17 protein-coding genes are annotated in these 16014 nt (G+C 52.8%); 9 read left to right on the top strand and 8 right to left on the bottom strand.

The genetic code is table 11. The features are described 5' to 3' along the window. Window positions 1–337 precede the first annotated feature (337 nt). The 3 genes from yeaG (at window position 338) to ELK40_RS09240 (ending at window position 4229) form a co-directional block, all read left to right on the top strand. The gene (yeaG, locus tag ELK40_RS09250) at window positions 338–2272 is read left to right on the top strand and encodes a protein kinase YeaG (RefSeq protein WP_008500713.1); all 1935 of its coding nucleotides are present in this window, start codon (window positions 338–340) and stop codon (window positions 2270–2272) included. A gap of 74 nt (window positions 2273–2346) precedes the next feature. Next, window positions 2347–3630: a YeaH/YhbH family protein gene (locus ELK40_RS09245; protein ID WP_127730435.1), complete on the top strand. Its 1284-nt coding sequence runs from the start codon at window positions 2347–2349 to the stop codon at window positions 3628–3630. A 98-nt stretch (window positions 3631–3728) separates the two neighbouring features. Then, window positions 3729–4229, top strand: coding sequence for a YbaK/prolyl-tRNA synthetase associated domain-containing protein (locus tag ELK40_RS09240; protein WP_111965576.1), 501 nt, complete (start codon window positions 3729–3731; stop codon window positions 4227–4229). A 20-nt stretch (window positions 4230–4249) separates the two neighbouring features. Here ELK40_RS09240 and yoaI read toward each other — a convergent pair whose 3' ends face one another. Next, window positions 4250–4354, bottom strand: coding sequence for a small membrane protein YoaI (yoaI, locus tag ELK40_RS09235; protein WP_111965575.1), 105 nt, complete (start codon window positions 4352–4354; stop codon window positions 4250–4252). A 144-nt stretch (window positions 4355–4498) separates the two neighbouring features. On the opposite strand from yoaI, the gene ELK40_RS09230 reads away from it, so the two are divergent. Further along, on the top strand, window positions 4499–4945 hold the full coding sequence (locus tag ELK40_RS09230) for a DUF441 domain-containing protein (RefSeq protein ID WP_024908579.1): 447 nt from the start codon (window positions 4499–4501) through the stop codon (window positions 4943–4945). Here ELK40_RS09230 and ELK40_RS09225 read toward each other — a convergent pair. Next, on the bottom strand, window positions 4929–5720 hold the full coding sequence (locus ELK40_RS09225; RefSeq protein WP_127730434.1) for a helix-turn-helix transcriptional regulator: 792 nt from the start codon (window positions 5718–5720) through the stop codon (window positions 4929–4931). The two genes, ELK40_RS09230 and ELK40_RS09225, sit on opposite strands and share 17 nt — an antisense overlap. A gap of 99 nt (window positions 5721–5819) precedes the next feature. On the opposite strand from ELK40_RS09225, the gene ELK40_RS09220 reads away from it, so the two are divergent. Further along, on the top strand, window positions 5820–7007 hold the full coding sequence (locus tag ELK40_RS09220) for a CynX/NimT family MFS transporter (protein ID WP_115874788.1): 1188 nt from the start codon (window positions 5820–5822) through the stop codon (window positions 7005–7007). 31 nt (window positions 7008–7038) lie between these two features. On the opposite strand, the gene ELK40_RS09215 is transcribed toward ELK40_RS09220, so the two are convergent. Continuing rightward, window positions 7039–7746 carry a CTP synthase gene (locus ELK40_RS09215; protein WP_127730432.1) on the bottom strand — a complete coding sequence of 236 codons (708 nt, stop codon included), beginning with the start codon at window positions 7744–7746 and terminating at the stop codon, window positions 7039–7041. A gap of 101 nt (window positions 7747–7847) precedes the next feature. Between ELK40_RS09215 and ELK40_RS09210 the strand changes: the two genes are divergently transcribed. Next, window positions 7848–8192 carry a DUF488 domain-containing protein gene (locus tag ELK40_RS09210; protein ID WP_115874786.1) on the top strand — a complete coding sequence of 115 codons (345 nt, stop codon included), beginning with the start codon at window positions 7848–7850 and terminating at the stop codon, window positions 8190–8192. Here the strand turns inward: ELK40_RS09210 and ELK40_RS09205 are convergent, their stop codons facing one another. Both ELK40_RS09205 and ELK40_RS09200 read right to left on the bottom strand, forming a co-directional pair. Further along, the gene (locus ELK40_RS09205) at window positions 8193–8498 is read right to left on the bottom strand and encodes a periplasmic protein (RefSeq protein ID WP_045401563.1); all 306 of its coding nucleotides are present in this window, start codon (window positions 8496–8498) and stop codon (window positions 8193–8195) included. An 80-nt stretch (window positions 8499–8578) separates the two neighbouring features. Beyond that, on the bottom strand, window positions 8579–8833 hold the full coding sequence (locus ELK40_RS09200) for a DUF333 domain-containing protein (RefSeq protein ID WP_111965569.1): 255 nt from the start codon (window positions 8831–8833) through the stop codon (window positions 8579–8581). Window positions 8834–9142: 309 nt separating this feature from the next. On the opposite strand from ELK40_RS09200, the gene ELK40_RS09195 reads away from it, so the two are divergent. After that, entirely contained in the window at window positions 9143–10171 is a 1029-nt protein-coding gene (locus ELK40_RS09195; RefSeq protein ID WP_127732765.1) for a sensor domain-containing diguanylate cyclase, read from the top strand. Between the two features lie 45 nt (window positions 10172–10216). After that, a complete protein-coding gene (locus ELK40_RS09190; RefSeq protein WP_029739841.1) occupies window positions 10217–10315 on the top strand; it encodes a YoaK family small membrane protein in 99 nt (32 codons plus the stop codon). A 131-nt stretch (window positions 10316–10446) separates the two neighbouring features. Here the strand turns inward: ELK40_RS09190 and ELK40_RS09185 are convergent, their stop codons facing one another. From ELK40_RS09185 to ELK40_RS09175, 3 genes are all read right to left on the bottom strand, one after another. Next, window positions 10447–10695 (bottom strand): GlsB/YeaQ/YmgE family stress response membrane protein, encoded by a 249-nt coding sequence (locus tag ELK40_RS09185; RefSeq protein WP_008500746.1) that lies wholly within the window; start codon window positions 10693–10695, stop codon window positions 10447–10449. Window positions 10696–10980: 285 nt separating this feature from the next. Further along, complete coding sequence (locus ELK40_RS09180) at window positions 10981–12453, bottom strand: sensor domain-containing diguanylate cyclase (RefSeq protein WP_127732763.1); 1473 nt, start codon at window positions 12451–12453, stop codon at window positions 10981–10983. A gap of 125 nt (window positions 12454–12578) precedes the next feature. Further along, window positions 12579–14099 carry a cyclic diguanylate phosphodiesterase gene (locus ELK40_RS09175; RefSeq protein WP_127730430.1) on the bottom strand — a complete coding sequence of 507 codons (1521 nt, stop codon included), beginning with the start codon at window positions 14097–14099 and terminating at the stop codon, window positions 12579–12581. Between the two features lie 235 nt (window positions 14100–14334). On the opposite strand from ELK40_RS09175, the gene ELK40_RS09170 reads away from it, so the two are divergent. Next, the gene (locus ELK40_RS09170) at window positions 14335–15834 is read left to right on the top strand and encodes a cyclic diguanylate phosphodiesterase (protein ID WP_115874784.1); all 1500 of its coding nucleotides are present in this window, start codon (window positions 14335–14337) and stop codon (window positions 15832–15834) included. The last annotated feature ends 180 nt before the right edge of the window (window positions 15835–16014 follow it).

Here is a 16014-nt window from a genome sequence, read left to right as displayed (position 1 = left end):
TTAACCCGTTATTTTTAACTTTTCAGATGACAACACGCTTTCATTTATATGACCGCTGAATGAAAAACGTGCATTTGTCTTATAACGACAGTGGAAATTTTTGGATGAGTTATTGATATGTCATTGAAAGTAGATTTTGTGGGCATGCAAGTTTTGCAAATGCCATCTACGCTTTAATTTAAGAAGAGTTTTCCTGAACACCTGCGGTTCTTAGCGTCTGACCTGGCACACAGGTTGCTGCTCTGGCAGTGAGGTGCGAGAGATTCTCTTCCGGGAGCCTCCACTACTCATACGAACGGCTCTTATCCTGTGCTAAAAAACGAAAGGACGGCATGCCATGAATATATTCGATCACTATCGCCAGCGCTATGAAGCTGCCAAGGACGAAGAGTTCACACTGCAGGAGTTTCTTACCATCTGTCGGCAAGATCGCAGTGCCTATGCCAATGCGGCAGAACGGCTATTGATGGCTATTGGTGAGCCAAACATGGTTGACACTGCCCTGGAACCCCGGCTTTCCCGTCTCTTTTCGAATCGGGTGGTCGCCCGATATCCGGCGTTTGAAGAGTTCTATGGTATGGAAGATGCCATCGAACAGATTGTCTCCTATCTGAAACATGCCGCTCAGGGTCTGGAAGAGAAGAAACAGATCCTCTATTTACTCGGCCCCGTGGGCGGCGGTAAATCCTCGCTGGCGGAACGCCTGAAGTCGCTGATGCAGCGCGTGCCTATCTATGTGCTGAGCGCCAACGGCGAGCGCAGCCCGGTGAATGACCATCCGCTGTGCCTGTTCAATCCGCAGGAAGATGCGCAGATTCTGGACAAAGAGTATGGCATCCCGCGTCGCTATCTCGGCACCATCATGTCGCCGTGGGCGGCAAAACGCCTGCACGAGTTTGGTGGCGACATAACCAAATTCCGCGTGGTGAAGGTCTGGCCATCTATCCTTGAACAGATCGCCATCGCCAAAACTGAACCCGGTGATGAGAACAACCAGGATATCTCGGCGCTGGTGGGTAAAGTTGACATCCGTAAGCTGGAAAACTTCGCGCAAAACGACCCGGATGCCTACGGTTACTCAGGCGCGCTCTGCCGGGCTAACCAGGGGATTATGGAATTCGTCGAGATGTTTAAAGCACCGATTAAAGTGCTGCATCCGCTGCTGACGGCTACCCAGGAAGGCAACTACAACGGGACGGAAGGTATCTCCGCCCTGCCGTTTAACGGGATTATTCTCGCCCACTCGAACGAATCTGAATGGGTGACCTTCCGTAACAATAAAAACAATGAGGCCTTCCTTGACCGCGTGTACATCGTCAAGGTGCCTTACTGCCTGCGGATCTCCGAAGAGATCAAAATTTACGAGAAACTGCTTAACCACAGTGAGCTGGTGCATGCACCCTGCGCGCCCGGCACGCTGGAAACGCTGTCACGCTTCTCCATCCTTTCGCGCCTGAAAGAGCCGGAAAACTCCAGCATCTACTCGAAAATGCGCGTGTATGACGGTGAGAGCCTGAAGGATACCGATCCGAAAGCGAAATCGTATCAGGAATACCGTGACTATGCCGGGGTTGATGAGGGGATGAACGGTCTGTCCACGCGTTTCGCGTTTAAGATCCTCTCCCGCGTATTTAACTTCGACCATGCGGAAGTGGCGGCCAACCCGGTTCATCTGTTCTACGTGCTGGAGCAGCAAATTGAACGCGAACAGTTCCCGCAGGAGCAGGCTGAACGCTATCTTGAGTTCCTGAAAGGTTACCTGATCCCGAAATACGCCGAGTTCATCGGCAAAGAGATCCAGACGGCCTACCTGGAATCCTATTCAGAGTACGGGCAGAACATTTTTGACCGTTACGTCACCTACGCTGACTTCTGGATCCAGGATCAGGAGTACCGCGACCCGGATACCGGCCAGCTGTTTGACCGTGAATCCCTGAACGCGGAGCTGGAAAAAATCGAGAAGCCTGCCGGGATCAGCAACCCGAAAGACTTCCGTAATGAGATTGTGAACTTCGTCCTGCGCGCCAGAGCGCATAACAACGGGCGCAATCCGAACTGGACCAGCTACGAGAAGCTGCGCACGGTCATTGAGAAGAAAATGTTCTCCAATACCGAAGAGCTGCTGCCGGTGATCTCGTTTAACGCCAAAACCTCAACCGATGAACAGAAAAAACACGACGATTTTGTCGACCGTATGATGGAAAAAGGCTACACCCGCAAACAGGTGCGCCTGCTCTGCGAATGGTACCTGCGCGTGCGTAAATCGTCTTAAAACAAGTGCCCGGCGGCGCTTAGAGCCTGCCGGGCCTACAAAATGCAAGTTGGCAAATGCAGTACGGGGGGTATATGACCTGGTTTATTGACCGGCGTCTTAACGGCAAAAACAAGAGCACGGTGAACCGCCAGCGCTTCTTGCGTCGTTATAAAGCGCAAATTAAACAGTCTATCTCCGAGGCCATCAACAAACGCTCGGTGACCGACGTCGACAGCGGCGAGTCTGTCTCCATCCCCACCGATGACATCAGCGAACCGATGTTTCATCAGGGGCGAGGCGGCCTGCGCCATCGCGTACACCCAGGTAATGACCACTTCGTTCAGAACGACAGAATTGAGCGCCCTCAGGGCGGCGGAGGTGGTTCAGGAAGCGGTCAGGGACAGGCCAGCCAGGACGGTGAAGGTCAGGACGAATTTGTCTTCCAGATTTCAAAAGATGAATATCTCGACCTGCTGTTCGAAGACCTGGCGCTGCCGAATCTGAAAAAGAATCAGCATCGTCAGCTTAATGAATATAAAACCCACCGCGCGGGCTACACCGCCAACGGCGTACCCGCCAACATCAGCGTCGTACGTTCGCTGCAGAATTCGCTGGCGCGACGCACGGCCATGACGGCAGGAAAACGGCGCGAGCTGCGCGAGCTGGAGAGCAGCCTGAAGGTGGTGGAAAACACGGAACCGGCGCAACTGCTGGAAGAGGAGCGCCTGCGTAAAGAGATTGCAGAGCTGAGGGCGAAGATCGAACGGGTCCCGTTTATCGACACCTTTGACCTGCGCTACAAGAACTACGAAAAACGCCCTGAGCCCTCCAGCCAGGCGGTGATGTTCTGTCTGATGGACGTGTCCGGCTCGATGGACCAGGCAACCAAGGATATGGCGAAGCGTTTTTATATTTTGCTCTACCTTTTCCTGAGCAGAACCTATAAGAACGTGGAGGTGGTCTATATCCGCCACCACACCCAGGCGAAGGAGGTGAATGAACATGAGTTCTTCTACTCTCAGGAAACCGGGGGGACCATCGTCTCGAGCGCGCTGAAGCTGATGGATGAAGTGGTCAAAGAGCGCTACGACCCGGCGCAGTGGAATATTTATGCTGCGCAGGCGTCGGACGGCGATAACTGGGCCGACGACTCACCGCTGTGTCACGAGATTCTGGCGAAGAAAATTCTGCCTGTGGTGCGTTACTACAGCTATATCGAAATCACCCGCCGCGCGCACCAGACCCTGTGGCGAGAATATGAGCATCTGCAGGCGATGTTCGACAATTTTGCCATGCAGCATATCCGTGACCAGGATGATATTTATCCGGTGTTCAGGGAGCTGTTCCACAAGCAGTCTGCTACCAGCAACGCATAATCCAACAGCCAGCGAGCCCGCTGGCTGTTTTCTTTCGACCCCGCTCATCCCGTGCTAATGTAGAACGCTGCATACTGGATTATCACCGGGAAATCGTTATGACTGATGACGTTATTGGGGCAGGAACCCACCAGCAACTGATTACCTTACTCACCGAGCAGGGCGCGCGGTTTCGCGTCATGGAGCACGAGGCGGTCGGGAAATGTGAAGCGGTAAGTGAAATTCGCGGGACCGACCTGCGGCAAGGCGCAAAAGCCCTGGTCTGCAAGGTGAAGGGAAACGGCGTAAAAAAACACGTTCTGGCGATCCTCGCCGCCGATCTGCAGGCTGACCTGAGCCAGCTTGCAAGCCATTTTGGCGGGCTAAAAGCCTCCCTCGCCAGCCCGGCGGAAGTCGATGCCCTGACCGCCTGCGTTTTCGGCGCTATCCCGCCCTTTAGCTTCCATCCTGATTTGGCACTGGTTGCCGACCCGCTGCTGTTCGAGCGTTTTGACGAAATCGCGTTTAACGCCGGCCTGCTGGAGAAATCCGTGATTATGGATACCCAGGATTACCTGCGCATCGCCCGTCCTGAGCTTGTCACCTTCCATAAAGCGTAACTGCGATGGCTGACGCCCTGTCAGCCTTTTCGTTCCAGAAACAGCACGGAGGCAACGAGAATAGCGGCAATAGCGAAAAACGATGAGGAGATAATCAGCGTTTCAACAAACATGTGATCGTTCATGATGGCGACCCTTTTGCGATATCTGCTTTCGTTTTAATCCGCGTAAATGACAAGGTTATGACAACGACAAAATCTTTTTAACCCTTTTCTCTGCCGCGTTTGCGCGTACAGTAAACAGAACAATTTTTCTGGCAAGGATTCCTTATGTTTGACCCTACTCTGCTCATTCTTCTGGCACTGGCCGCGCTCGGCTTTGTCAGCCATAACACCACCGTCGCCATCTCGATTCTGGTGCTGATTATTGTACGCGTGACCCCGTTAAATACCTTTTTCCCGTGGATAGAAAAACAAGGCCTCACCATCGGGATCATTATCTTGACCATTGGGGTAATGGCGCCGATCGCCAGCGGCACGCTGCCCGCATCAACCCTGCTGCACTCGTTCGTAAACTGGAAATCGCTGGTGGCGATCGCGGTGGGGATTTTTGTTTCGTGGCTGGGGGGACGCGGCGTCACGCTGATGAGCAGCCAGCCCTCGCTGGTGGCGGGTCTGCTGGTGGGCACCGTGCTGGGCGTGGCGCTCTTTCGTGGCGTACCGGTCGGCCCGCTGATTGCGGCAGGCCTTGTCTCTCTGTTTATCGGGAAGTCGTAGTCAGGCTGGCCATATAACGCGCTGGCGTCTGGCCCAGTCCTTTTCTGAACATGGTGATAAACGCGGTGGTAGAGTCATAGCCCAGTGACTGGGCCACCTGCTGTACCGATTTCCCGCCGATCAGGTGCTGTAATGCCATAATCAGCTGCAGCTGGTGACGCCAGCGGCGAAAGCTTAAACCGGTCTCTTTCACCACCAGCCGCGCCAGGCTGCGTTCGCTCATGGCGAAGTGGCTCGCCCACTGCGCCAGCGTCTGCCAGGCGGCGGGCTCTTCCGCCATTTTCTCGCTCATCAGCCGAATTTTGGGATGGGGCGAGACGGGCAGCTGCAGATGCTCCTGACGCTGGAGCGGCAGCTCGTCAAACAGGACGTCCACCAGACGCGATGTGGCCGCGAGCTGCAGCTGTTCACGAGATTTTTCCGCGAGCGATAAAATCAGCTCCCGCACCAGGGTGGAGATTTTCAGGGTACAGCAGCGCTCGGGCAGGCTGACGGCCCCCGGCTCAATAAACAAAAAGCAGAGCTGCGCGCCCGGCGTGGCCCTGTTGCTGTGCGGCATCTGGCCGGGGATCCAGACGGCATACTGAGGTGGAACCATCAGCATCGCATTTTCCACTTCACAGGTGATTGCGCCGCCGAGGGCCAGAATCAGCTGCCCCTTACGGTGATGATGTCGGGGAATATACTGTTCCTCCGCCACCACGCGGATGCGAAATGCGACGGCCGCATCGTACTGGCTATCTGGATCGTAGCCTTCCAGTCCCAGACCAATCATCAGTTTGTCCGATATTAGCGATAAACTGTCATTTTAGCCTGATTTCAACCGCTGATAAAATGGGTATTGTGTGCGCTCGCTTGAACGTATGAGAACATAATGACTACTGCTATTCGCACCTCAGGAAAACACGGCGCGCTGTTGGTTGCAGGCATCCTGATGATTGCCACTACGCTTCGCGTCACCTTTACCGGCGCAGCGCCGCTGCTCGATACCATTCGTCTTGATTATGGCTTAAGTACGGCGCAAACCGGTCTGCTGACCACCCTGCCCCTGCTGGCTTTCGCCATTGTCTCGCCGCTCGCCGCGGGCGTTGCCCGGCGTATCGGCATGGAGCGCAGCCTGTTTATCGCCCTGCTGCTGATTTGCGTCGGGATTGCCGTTCGCTCCCTGCCTTCCGCCGCTTTGCTTTTCACCGGAACGGCGATCGTCGGCTGCGGTATTGCGCTCGGGAACGTGCTGTTACCCGGATTAATTAAGCGTGATTTTCCCGGCCAGGTGGCGAAGCTCACCGGCGCCTATTCCCTGACGATGGGCGTCTCGGCGGCGTTCGGTTCGGCAATGATCGTTCCCCTGGCACAGGGTAGCGCCGGCTGGCATGGCGCGCTGCTGATGCTGATGGCGTTTCCGCTGGTCGCGCTGCTGCTCTGGCTGCCCCAGTGGCGTCAGAAACACGTCGCAACGGTAACGGCCGCAGGCGCGCTACATAACCGCGCGATCTGGCGCTCGGCCCTCGCCTGGCAGGTCACGCTCTTTTTGGGGATAAACTCGCTGATTTACTACGTCATCATCGGCTGGCTGCCGGCGATACTGCTGAGCCACGGCTACAGCGAAGCGCAGGCCGGCTCGGTGCACGGTCTGTTGCAGCTGGCTACGGCCGTGCCGGGACTCGCCGTTCCGCTGATCCTTCACCGTCTGAAAGACCAGCGGGCGATCGCAGGCGCGGTGGCGCTGATGTGCGCGATAAGCGCGGCGGGATTATGGTTTATGCCGGGCATGGCGGTGATGTGGACGCTGGTGTTTGGCTTTGGCACAGGGGCAACGATGATCCTCGGCCTGACGTTCATCGGTCTGCGCGCCAGTTCTGCACACCAGGCGGCGGCGTTGTCCGGCATGGCGCAGTCGATTGGCTATCTGCTCGCCGCCTGCGGTCCCCCGCTGATGGGGAAAATTCACGATAGCGCGGGAGACTGGCAAATCCCGCTTCTGGGCTGCGCCCTGGCCGCCGTGATAATGGCCCTCTGCGGCATCTTAGCCGGGCGAGACCGGGAGATCGCGCCCCGTTAAACAGTGTGGCAGACCCTCGGGTCTGCCTTTTTTACCCGCGAGCGGCGCGCAGCATCGCCTGCACCAGCACGACCGGACGCCCTTCGAGCGCGGCACGCTCGTGCTGGAATAAGGTGATCACGAAGAACGGGTGCGTAACCAGCTCCGCGGCGCGAATTTCCCCCCGATCGTCCCAGCCCGTAACATGCATATCACCGCTTTCCAGCGCCTGTGCAAACGCCGGCGACACGCCATAGTTACAGTGATACCCCTCTTCAATTTCCGGTTTGCCGTACGCTTTGGCGATCAGCGTATTTTTGCGCAGTTCAATCGCATCGGTTTTTTCCACCAGCGAGCAGGTCAGCGGCGCAATCACCATGGTGCCTTCGGTATCCGTCTCAGCGTGTGCCGCATCGGCCCAGCCCAGCACGTTTCGGGCATACTCAATCAGCGCATGCTGGAACCCGCCGCAGGTGCCCAGGAACGGAATGCTGTTTTCACGGGCGTAGCGCGCGGCGATAAAAGCGGCCTCGGTGTTTTTGTAGGGGCTGGCAGGAACCAGCCAGATGGCATCGTAGCCCACCAGATCTTCAGGGCTAGTCAGCTCCGTCGTGGCCAGCCAGTCGTAATCGGCGGTGAGGTCAAGGACTGCGGCGGCGTCATCAATGGCCAGCGGGATCGCCTGATGCGCAATAACATTGGGATTGTAATCGCCAACAAGCGCAATGCGCAGCGTCGTTTTAACCGGGAGGTGTTCCATGAAAGGTTCCTTATGCCAGAGTATTATCAGATAACATAAGGAACCTCAGACTACCGATCTTTTGCAATTATCACAATACCTTAAATTGGGAGGGTGAAATCATGATTCAGTGCAAACGCGTTTACGAACAGGCAGTTCCGGACGACGGCTATCGGGTGCTGGTGGACAAGCTCTGGCCTCGCGGGGTTAAAAAAACGGACCTCGTTTATGACGAATGGTGTAAAGCGCTCACGCCCTCGAATGAACTACGCAAGGCCTTTCATAGCGAAACCATTGATTTCACCGCCTTCAGTAAGGCCTATCGGGAAGAGCTTGCGCAGCATGCTAACGAGGGAGTGCGTCTGGCGACGCTGGCGCGCAGGCAGACCGTCACCCTGCTCTTTGCTGCCAAAAACACGGAGCAAAATCACGCCCTGATCTTAGCCGACTGGCTGCGTCATCTGTGATCAGCCGATCGTCAGTTCATCCAGAATTTGCGGCGCTTCATCCGGGGTGAGCGGCATCAGATGTTCGGCGCGTACAAACGCAAAGCCGTGCTGGTTGTCAAAGGCGTAGACATCACCCGTCACCAGCCAAAGCGCGCGATCTGCGGTGGCCGGTAATTGCGTCATCACGCCGTTGACCGGGTTAACAAAACGCAGACCAGGCTGGCAGAGGCCAAATAGTTCAACAGATTTACCAATATTGCGACGGCCTGACGCCGTGCGGGCACCCACGATCATCGCCATGCTGCCCGGTTTTAGCTGAAACATACTTCTCTCGCGGAAACGAATGCCAGAAACTGGCTAAGATTAATCCTAAAGAGAAGTGTATCGCAGGCGGTATCCGTCTGTCACCTGGTGGGTTGCGGACGATCGCGACGATAGAGCGTCCATTCATCGATCACTTCCCCGCCCGGTAATTTGCACTCGGTGCGAACGCCCTGCGGGCTTTGAACCGGGATCTGTTCCCCGCCTTTCTCCAGGCAGTAGACGGAGGCCGGGTTCGCCATACCAATAACGTGCGGCGGTTTCGGCGCATCGGGTGGCGTGGGTTTTGCGGTACAGGCGGTCAGGGGAAGCGCCAGCGCCAGAAGCAGAAATCTCATCTCATTGATCCTTTTGACGTCATTACACCCTAAGGGTAACGGGTCATCGCCGCGTTCTCCATGATTTCTCCATTTTAACTGCACTTTTCAGCACTATAGTGTGGCATGTTCTCGATATGACCAGAGAACATCATTCCGTAATCAAGATGTCTTTGCCCCGTTCTCAACAACGGGGCTTTTTTTCACGCATGCTGCCCTCTCCCTGCATATATTAAATTTTCTGTATTCATGTTTTACTATGCCTGAAGCCTCAAAACTCAGCATAACATGCAGATGCAGACGTCTTCTGCCTGGGAGTCATTCTACGTCATGTCGGATCTTATCCTCGCTCGCGTTTCAGAAACCCTTGCCACCGAGCAGTCCCTTGAAAGCCTCGTTCGCCAGCTGCTGGAGATGCTGGAGATTGTCACCGACATGGAGTCGACCTACCTGACGAAGGTCGATATCGAGGCGCGGCTGCAGCACATCCTCTACGCCCGCAACAGCAAGCAGATGACGATCCCGGAGGGTCTGAGCGTCCCATGGGACGAGACGCTGTGCAAGCGTGCGCTGGACAGTGACACGTTATTCAGCAATGACGTACCCGAACGTTGGCCCGAGTGTGAAGCCGCAAAAGCGCTTGGCATTACGACCTACATGAGTATTCCTGTCCATCTTGCGGATGGTTCACTCTACGGTACGCTCTGCGCCACCAGCACGGCCAGAAAGCCGCTTAGCGAGCGCGGGGAACAGGTTCTGAAGCTCTTCGCCGGGCTGATCGCCCAGTCCATTCAGAAAGAGTCGCTGGTAACCCAGCTTCGCGAAGCCAATGCGGCCCTCATCGCGCACTCCTACACGGATGCCCTTACCGGTTTACCCAACCGTCGCGCCATTTTTGAAGATCTGACCACGCTGTTTTCTCTGGCCCGGCACCTTAAGCGTAACGCCATCATCGCGTTCATCGATCTGAATGATTTCAAACTGATTAACGATCGTTACGGCCATGAGGCTGGCGACCAGTTCCTGATAGAAGTGGGCAAGCGTTTGACGGAAGAGAAACAGGAGGACGATATTATCGGCCGACTGGGCGGTGATGAATTTCTGGTCGCATCGCTGAGCCAGCTCCACGAGGACGGAGATAACGCGCAGGTTACGCTGCTCAAAACGCGCCTCAGCGCCTGTATCGCAGGCGAATACTGGCTGGGCAGCGTTCATATTATTTATCCGGGCGCCAGCCTCGGCGTTATCGAAGTGGACCCTGCCGCAACCGATCCTGACAGCGCATTACGCGACGCGGATGTCGCGATGTATCAGGATAAGAAAGGAAAAAGCAAAACACGCTTTCTCACTATGGATTAACCCCGTACACTCTACGGCGTTACAAAAACCGAAACAGGTGATGATATGAGAATAGGGATCCTCTTCCCGGTCGTTATTTTTATAACGGCGGTGATTTTTTTAGCGTGGTTTTTTGTCGGTGGTTACGCGGCGCCTGGGGCATAAATGAGAAAAACGACCCTCATTATGCTGATCGTTGCCATCGCGGCGTTTGCCGGCACCCAGCTTGGCTGGTGGTAAACGCCAATACGTAAAAAGGCCGCCATCTGGCAGCCTTTTTTCAACGCTTTTAAGCCTTAGCTTTTGATTTTTCTGTAGATAAACAGAACAACCAGCGCACCAATCACCGCGACGGCGAAACTGCCGAAGTTAAAGCCATCGACTTTGCCAAAACCGAACAGCGTACTGATCCAGCCGCCGACTACTGCGCCGACAATACCCAGTATTACGGTGACGATAAACCCACCGCCATCTTTGCCCGGCATGATCCACTTCGCCAGAATACCCGCAATAAGCCCAAAGATAATCCAGGATAAAATTCCCATAACTTTCCTCTCTGTATGGTTTTTGTCATTAAATCAACGACACAAAAAAGAATAGCACAGGATTTCAGAAAGGAAATTTGTGATAGGCGTCACAATGAGAGAGTGAGTGATTATTCATCAACAAAAAGAGCGTGCCACATAAACTGTGGGGTTGCATCTTTTGTTGAGAAAGATTATCTTTCTCAACACTGAATAGTTGAGCGAAATACTCAGGTATTCAGTACGACATTGCTCACATTGCTTCCAGTATTTCTTGCCCACTCCTGAGTGGGCTTTTTTTTCTGCTCATACCCCAACAAACGCGTAACGGTTACGTCCTGCGCGCTTTGCCTGATAGAGCGCCTGGTCAGCGGCAATAATGATATTTTGCTGGCTGCCAGCGATGTCGACGGCACGTGCGGTAGAAATCCCGACGCTGACCGTTACCCGTCCGAAGGGGCTAAAAGCATGCGCAATTTGCAGGGAAAACACATTGCGAATAATCGTCTGGGCCAGTCGGAGCGCATCCTGAATATCCGTATCCGGCAATATCAGCGCAAACTCTTCTCCGCCGTATCGCGCCACAATCTGATTATCACGCGTAAGGCTCTCCCTGAGGCTGTTTCCGAGCATTGCCAGACACCGGTCCCCTTCCGGATGACCGTAGTTATCGTTGTATTTTTTGAAGTAATCCACGTCTACGATCAGTATCGAAATCGGTGCGTCATGCTCAGCACACATAATGATTTCCGAGAGGATTTTTTCATCAAAGAAGCGGCGGTTGTACAGCCCGGTCAACGCATCTTCTGAGGCAATAATCTTCAGCGCTTTGTTATCCCTTGTTTTTCGGGACAGGTCGGAATACAGGAAGTATGACGCCACAATGAGGATCGCCGTGAACACGAAAATGAGTACCGCCAGCTGAATGGCCTGTTTGCGCCAGGGTGCAAGGGCTTCATTAATGCTAACGGCCACGGTGGTGACCAGTCCGTAGCGTCTGTTTTTCTCGTAGGCATAAATGCGCTCGATTTTATCAAACCGTGAGATGGAGCTGGCTATCCCCGAATTTTGTACCTTGAGATATTTCCTGAATAGCGGTGAATCAGAAACAATCGTGCCGATATAAGTATTTTTAAAGGGATAACGGACCAGCAGCACGCCTGATTGCGTCGTTAAGCCGATGACGCCCGAGTGACCGATATTAATCTGCCCGTAGAGTGCCAGAAAATTTTCGATACCCAGCGTCACCACCACCACTCCGTTAAATGCCCCGCTCTCGGTTTCAAGGCGTCGACTGATGGTGATAACCCATTTGCCATTGGTTCTGCTTACCACCGGCTCCCCAATAAAAATCTGCTGAGTTTTATTTTCTTTGTGATAGATAAAAAACTCTCTGTCCGAGCCTTTGCGTGACCCGGTAAAACTTTCATGCAGTGCGGTGAAGATATCGCCCTGAGCGTTGTAAACAACCACATTATTAATCTGGGTAAGAAGGTTATCCTGATTATTGATCACGTGCTGAATATTGATCGCCTGCTGCGGGGTCATACCATAAATTTCGATTATGTCGGAAACGGTAGTAATTAACATTTCACTCTGGCGCATGATCCCCTCGGTGTAGACATCAAGGGTATGGCTCAGGTTAGCAACGCTGGTATTAATTTGCTGGATTGACTGCTGTCTGGACGTGGCTATTTGGACGGCGAGCGACAGCGAGAGGATCAATGAAACAATGATGACGGTAATGGTTGTTGTGTAAAAAGTATTTTTCACATGCACGAGCTTTTCCACCTTATCACGCCTGACATCCCTGGCTGACAACTCTTGTCACTGTAACAAAGCTCGGGATAAGAGGAAAATGAATTGCACTTAAGCAGACAACGGAAGCTTGCCTTTATTTTGATTTACAAACTTACGATCTCCCTGGGTTTAGATAAAATGACTTTAATAAAATCGATATAGGAGACGGGCTTACCAAAATAATATCCCTGTAACAGGGTAATCTCATTACGGTTGAGATACTCCAGCTGCTCTTTTGTTTCTACTCCTTCAGCTACAATGCGCAATGAGAGTTTTTTCGCCAGATCAATGACGCAGTCCAGCAGGATCGTTGAGTCCTTTTCCTCTGAAACCCGGTTCACAAAGCTTTTATCAATTTTAATATAATCAATGGCAAGCGCATTAAGGCATGACAGCCCGGAATAACCCGTACCAAAATCATCAAGGGCAATAACAAAACCGGCGTTATGCAGCATGTTGAGGTTTTCCACCAGGTGAGGATTATCGATCAGCGGTTCACGCTCGGTCACCTCGAGAACCAGTTTGACTTCTTTACCCTGAAACCCCTTCCCGAAGACGCGACAGTCCCCGATAAAGGAAGGTGCATTGATGTGTCTGGCGCTGATGTTCACCCCGATATGAAACCCGTCCGGTAGCTTAGGCAACAGTGGTTTAAGCTGTGCGACCACTTTCGCCATCAACCCTTTGGTTAACGGGATAATTAAACCGCTACGTTCGGCAATCGGAATAAAGACATCCGGCGGGATAAAGCCTGATTTTGGATGTTTCCATCTCGCCAGGACCTCAACGCCGTACAACCCGCCGGTATCCCCGTTCACGATCGGCTGATAATAAGGCTCGATCTCCCCCTGCAAAATGGCTTTGCGCAAATCGTCTTCGAATGAGGTGCTTTTCCCCTTGTAACGACGGATCAAAATGCCCACCGCCACGGATAACGCAAGAATAAGCAGTATCAGGCTCCATCCCTGCTGCAGTAGCCGCGTCAGGCTAAAAAAGGCAGGAGGCTGCCAGGCCAGGCTAAAGGGGAAGTGCGAAGAGGTCGTCAGTGACCCCGCCCACGAGGCCGCTTTCCAGCCGGTCACATCACCGCTGCGGGTAAACATTCTTTCGCCGACAACCAGTCCCAGGCCAACGCTATTTGATGCGCTCGTAATGGCATCCTGCAAATGCGCGTCGCTGATGCTGACCATGACGCGCCCTCCCGCAACGGGCATCTGAAAGACAAGCACCGGCATGCCGTTCACCAGCCGATTGCCGGGTAGCAGCATCAACTTTTCGGCAGGTAAGGTCTCAGGGTGAATAATCAATACGCCATTCCCGGGAAGGGAAGTACAGATGATTCTGCCCTGCTGCTGGATCATGATGGCGCGCAGATGCGGTTTTAGCGCGGCTTCCGTCCCCAGCGCCAGCTGTCCGCTACTGGTACACCCCTGCTCCGCAACGCGCTTCGCCGTGCTGGCCGCACTGACTGCTTCAGCCAGAATACTTTCTATTTTTTGGGTGCTTGCCGTCGCGGCATGACTATTACTCAGCTTCGCCATCTGCCATAGCTGCCAGTTAATAATCAGAATGCCGCTCAGAAAAAGAAACAGGGCACTCATAATAGGGATCATCACGTTGCGCATGATGTTTTCCTTAATAGAAAAAACAAGCATGGATGTACTAGAAGAAAAGCCTGTGCTAATCCGGCGTTGCTTATGACAATGAAAATAGCTTAGCTGAGAATTATCTTAAAAAACTGATGCTTTCGTATGAGTTCACCTGCCCGAATTTGCTCACATGACGTGACTATCAGGCTTGTTCCTTGCCCAGGCTGTGTTAAGCTTTGTGAAATCAGGGAGCGGACTGGATATCTGGAAAATGAAAAAGCGCATTGCCGTTGCTATCGTTTCAACGCTTCTGGTCTTCCTGTCTCTTTATGCCGTCAATGCTGTCATCACAGGACAGCAGAAGAGCAAACAGCTCGAAATATCCCGAACCCTTTTACATTATTCAGAAGACCTGTCCCAAAACGTTGCGCTGGGCCTAAAAAGCATAACGACGCAGGGATGTGATAAAGCCAGCCTTGATAGCTACAGAAAAATCAAGCTTAATAATCTTTATTTTGGCGATATAGGTTTTATCGAAAAGGGTAAAATAGTCTGTACTGCTTTTTGGGGGAAACTCGCAACGCCTGTTGCACTTCCTGCAGAACTGCATAAAACGCCGAGAGGCTTTCTCCTGGCCCAGTTTTCGCGAAAAGACTTTTTCACGGGCAACGCGGCAATTTATAACAATATTATTATCTTCACCTCCCGCTATGCTTACGATAAATTCAGCCCGGTTACCGCAAGTTATTCGCTAAGTGCTACCACGAAAGACTTCGGCAGAGTCTTTTTTTCGGCCGCTCCGGAGCTAAATCAGCAGAGCTGGCTGCATTCGACGTTGTTTACCCTGACCCTGACGGAGTGCAGCGCCTTCTGGGACCTGTGCGTCATCGTGAAGCATCATGACGCTGGGCTGGCCTCGTTACCTCCGTTTATCTTTGCGCTTCTTGCGGTCATTCTCTGTTTGATCTGGATCGCGATTACGTTGTTTATCTTCCGAATCTATGAAGATCGTTTTTCTCTGGAACGCACGCTGATCAAAGCCGTCATCACGAATACCATCTGCGTTAACTATCAGCCCATTATCCGTATTCGCGATCAAAAAATCGTGGGCGTCGAAGTTCTGTCGAGATGGCGCGATCAAAAGCACGGGGACGTCTCTCCGGAGCTGTTTATTCCATTAATTAAGAAGATTGGTCTGTATAAAAAATATTATAGTAATATTATCGAAAAATCCCTTTCCGAAATTGCCCCACTGGCGATAAAACACCAGCTGATAGTCTCAATCAACGTTGGGCGGAAGGAAATTGAAGATGGACAGTTCATTACCATTTTGCGTCGTGCGTGTTTTGCCAATCACCTACCCCTTTCCCTGATGAAGGTCGAACTCTCTGAGAAAGCCGTTTCAACGGCAGATATCCTCGAGGGATTCTGTCGGGAGCTCAAATCGCTCGGCGTTAAAATATCAATAGATGATTTTGGCGTGCAAAACTCGAACCTCGCCCGCCTGTCGCTGCTTGAATATGATGAAATCAAAATTGATAAGTCGCTGGTGGACGGCATCAGCGAGCATTATAAGCAAAACATCTTCGCTATCTTCAGCGATGCTCTTGCAAGATTGAATAAAACGCTTGTATTCGAGGGCGTGGAAAATGAAATTCAATATCGCTTTATTGCGGACAGATATCCCGATGCCCTGATCCAGGGATGGTATTTTTCAAAAGCACTCACCCGCAGCGAACTGGCGAAGCAACTCACCGGCGTCACACCGTAATCCAAAACTGGCGTGCCCGTTTTTTCCAGTCGGGCATTTCAATTTTTTACGCAAAAACATATAGTCGTCACAATCAGACGGTAGATTACCCTGAAGCACACTCATATTTTGGTTAAAAACGTGAAATTATCCTTACTATTCCCAGTGGTACTCTTTTGCCTGACCGTTATTTTCGCGCTG

The organism is Enterobacter sp. N18-03635, from assembly GCF_004006055.1.
In the GTDB taxonomy this organism is placed as follows: domain Bacteria; phylum Pseudomonadota; class Gammaproteobacteria; order Enterobacterales; family Enterobacteriaceae; genus Enterobacter; species Enterobacter vonholyi.
The sequence above is the reverse complement of the archived record's forward strand: the minus strand, read 5'-3'. Positions and strand labels throughout refer to the sequence as shown.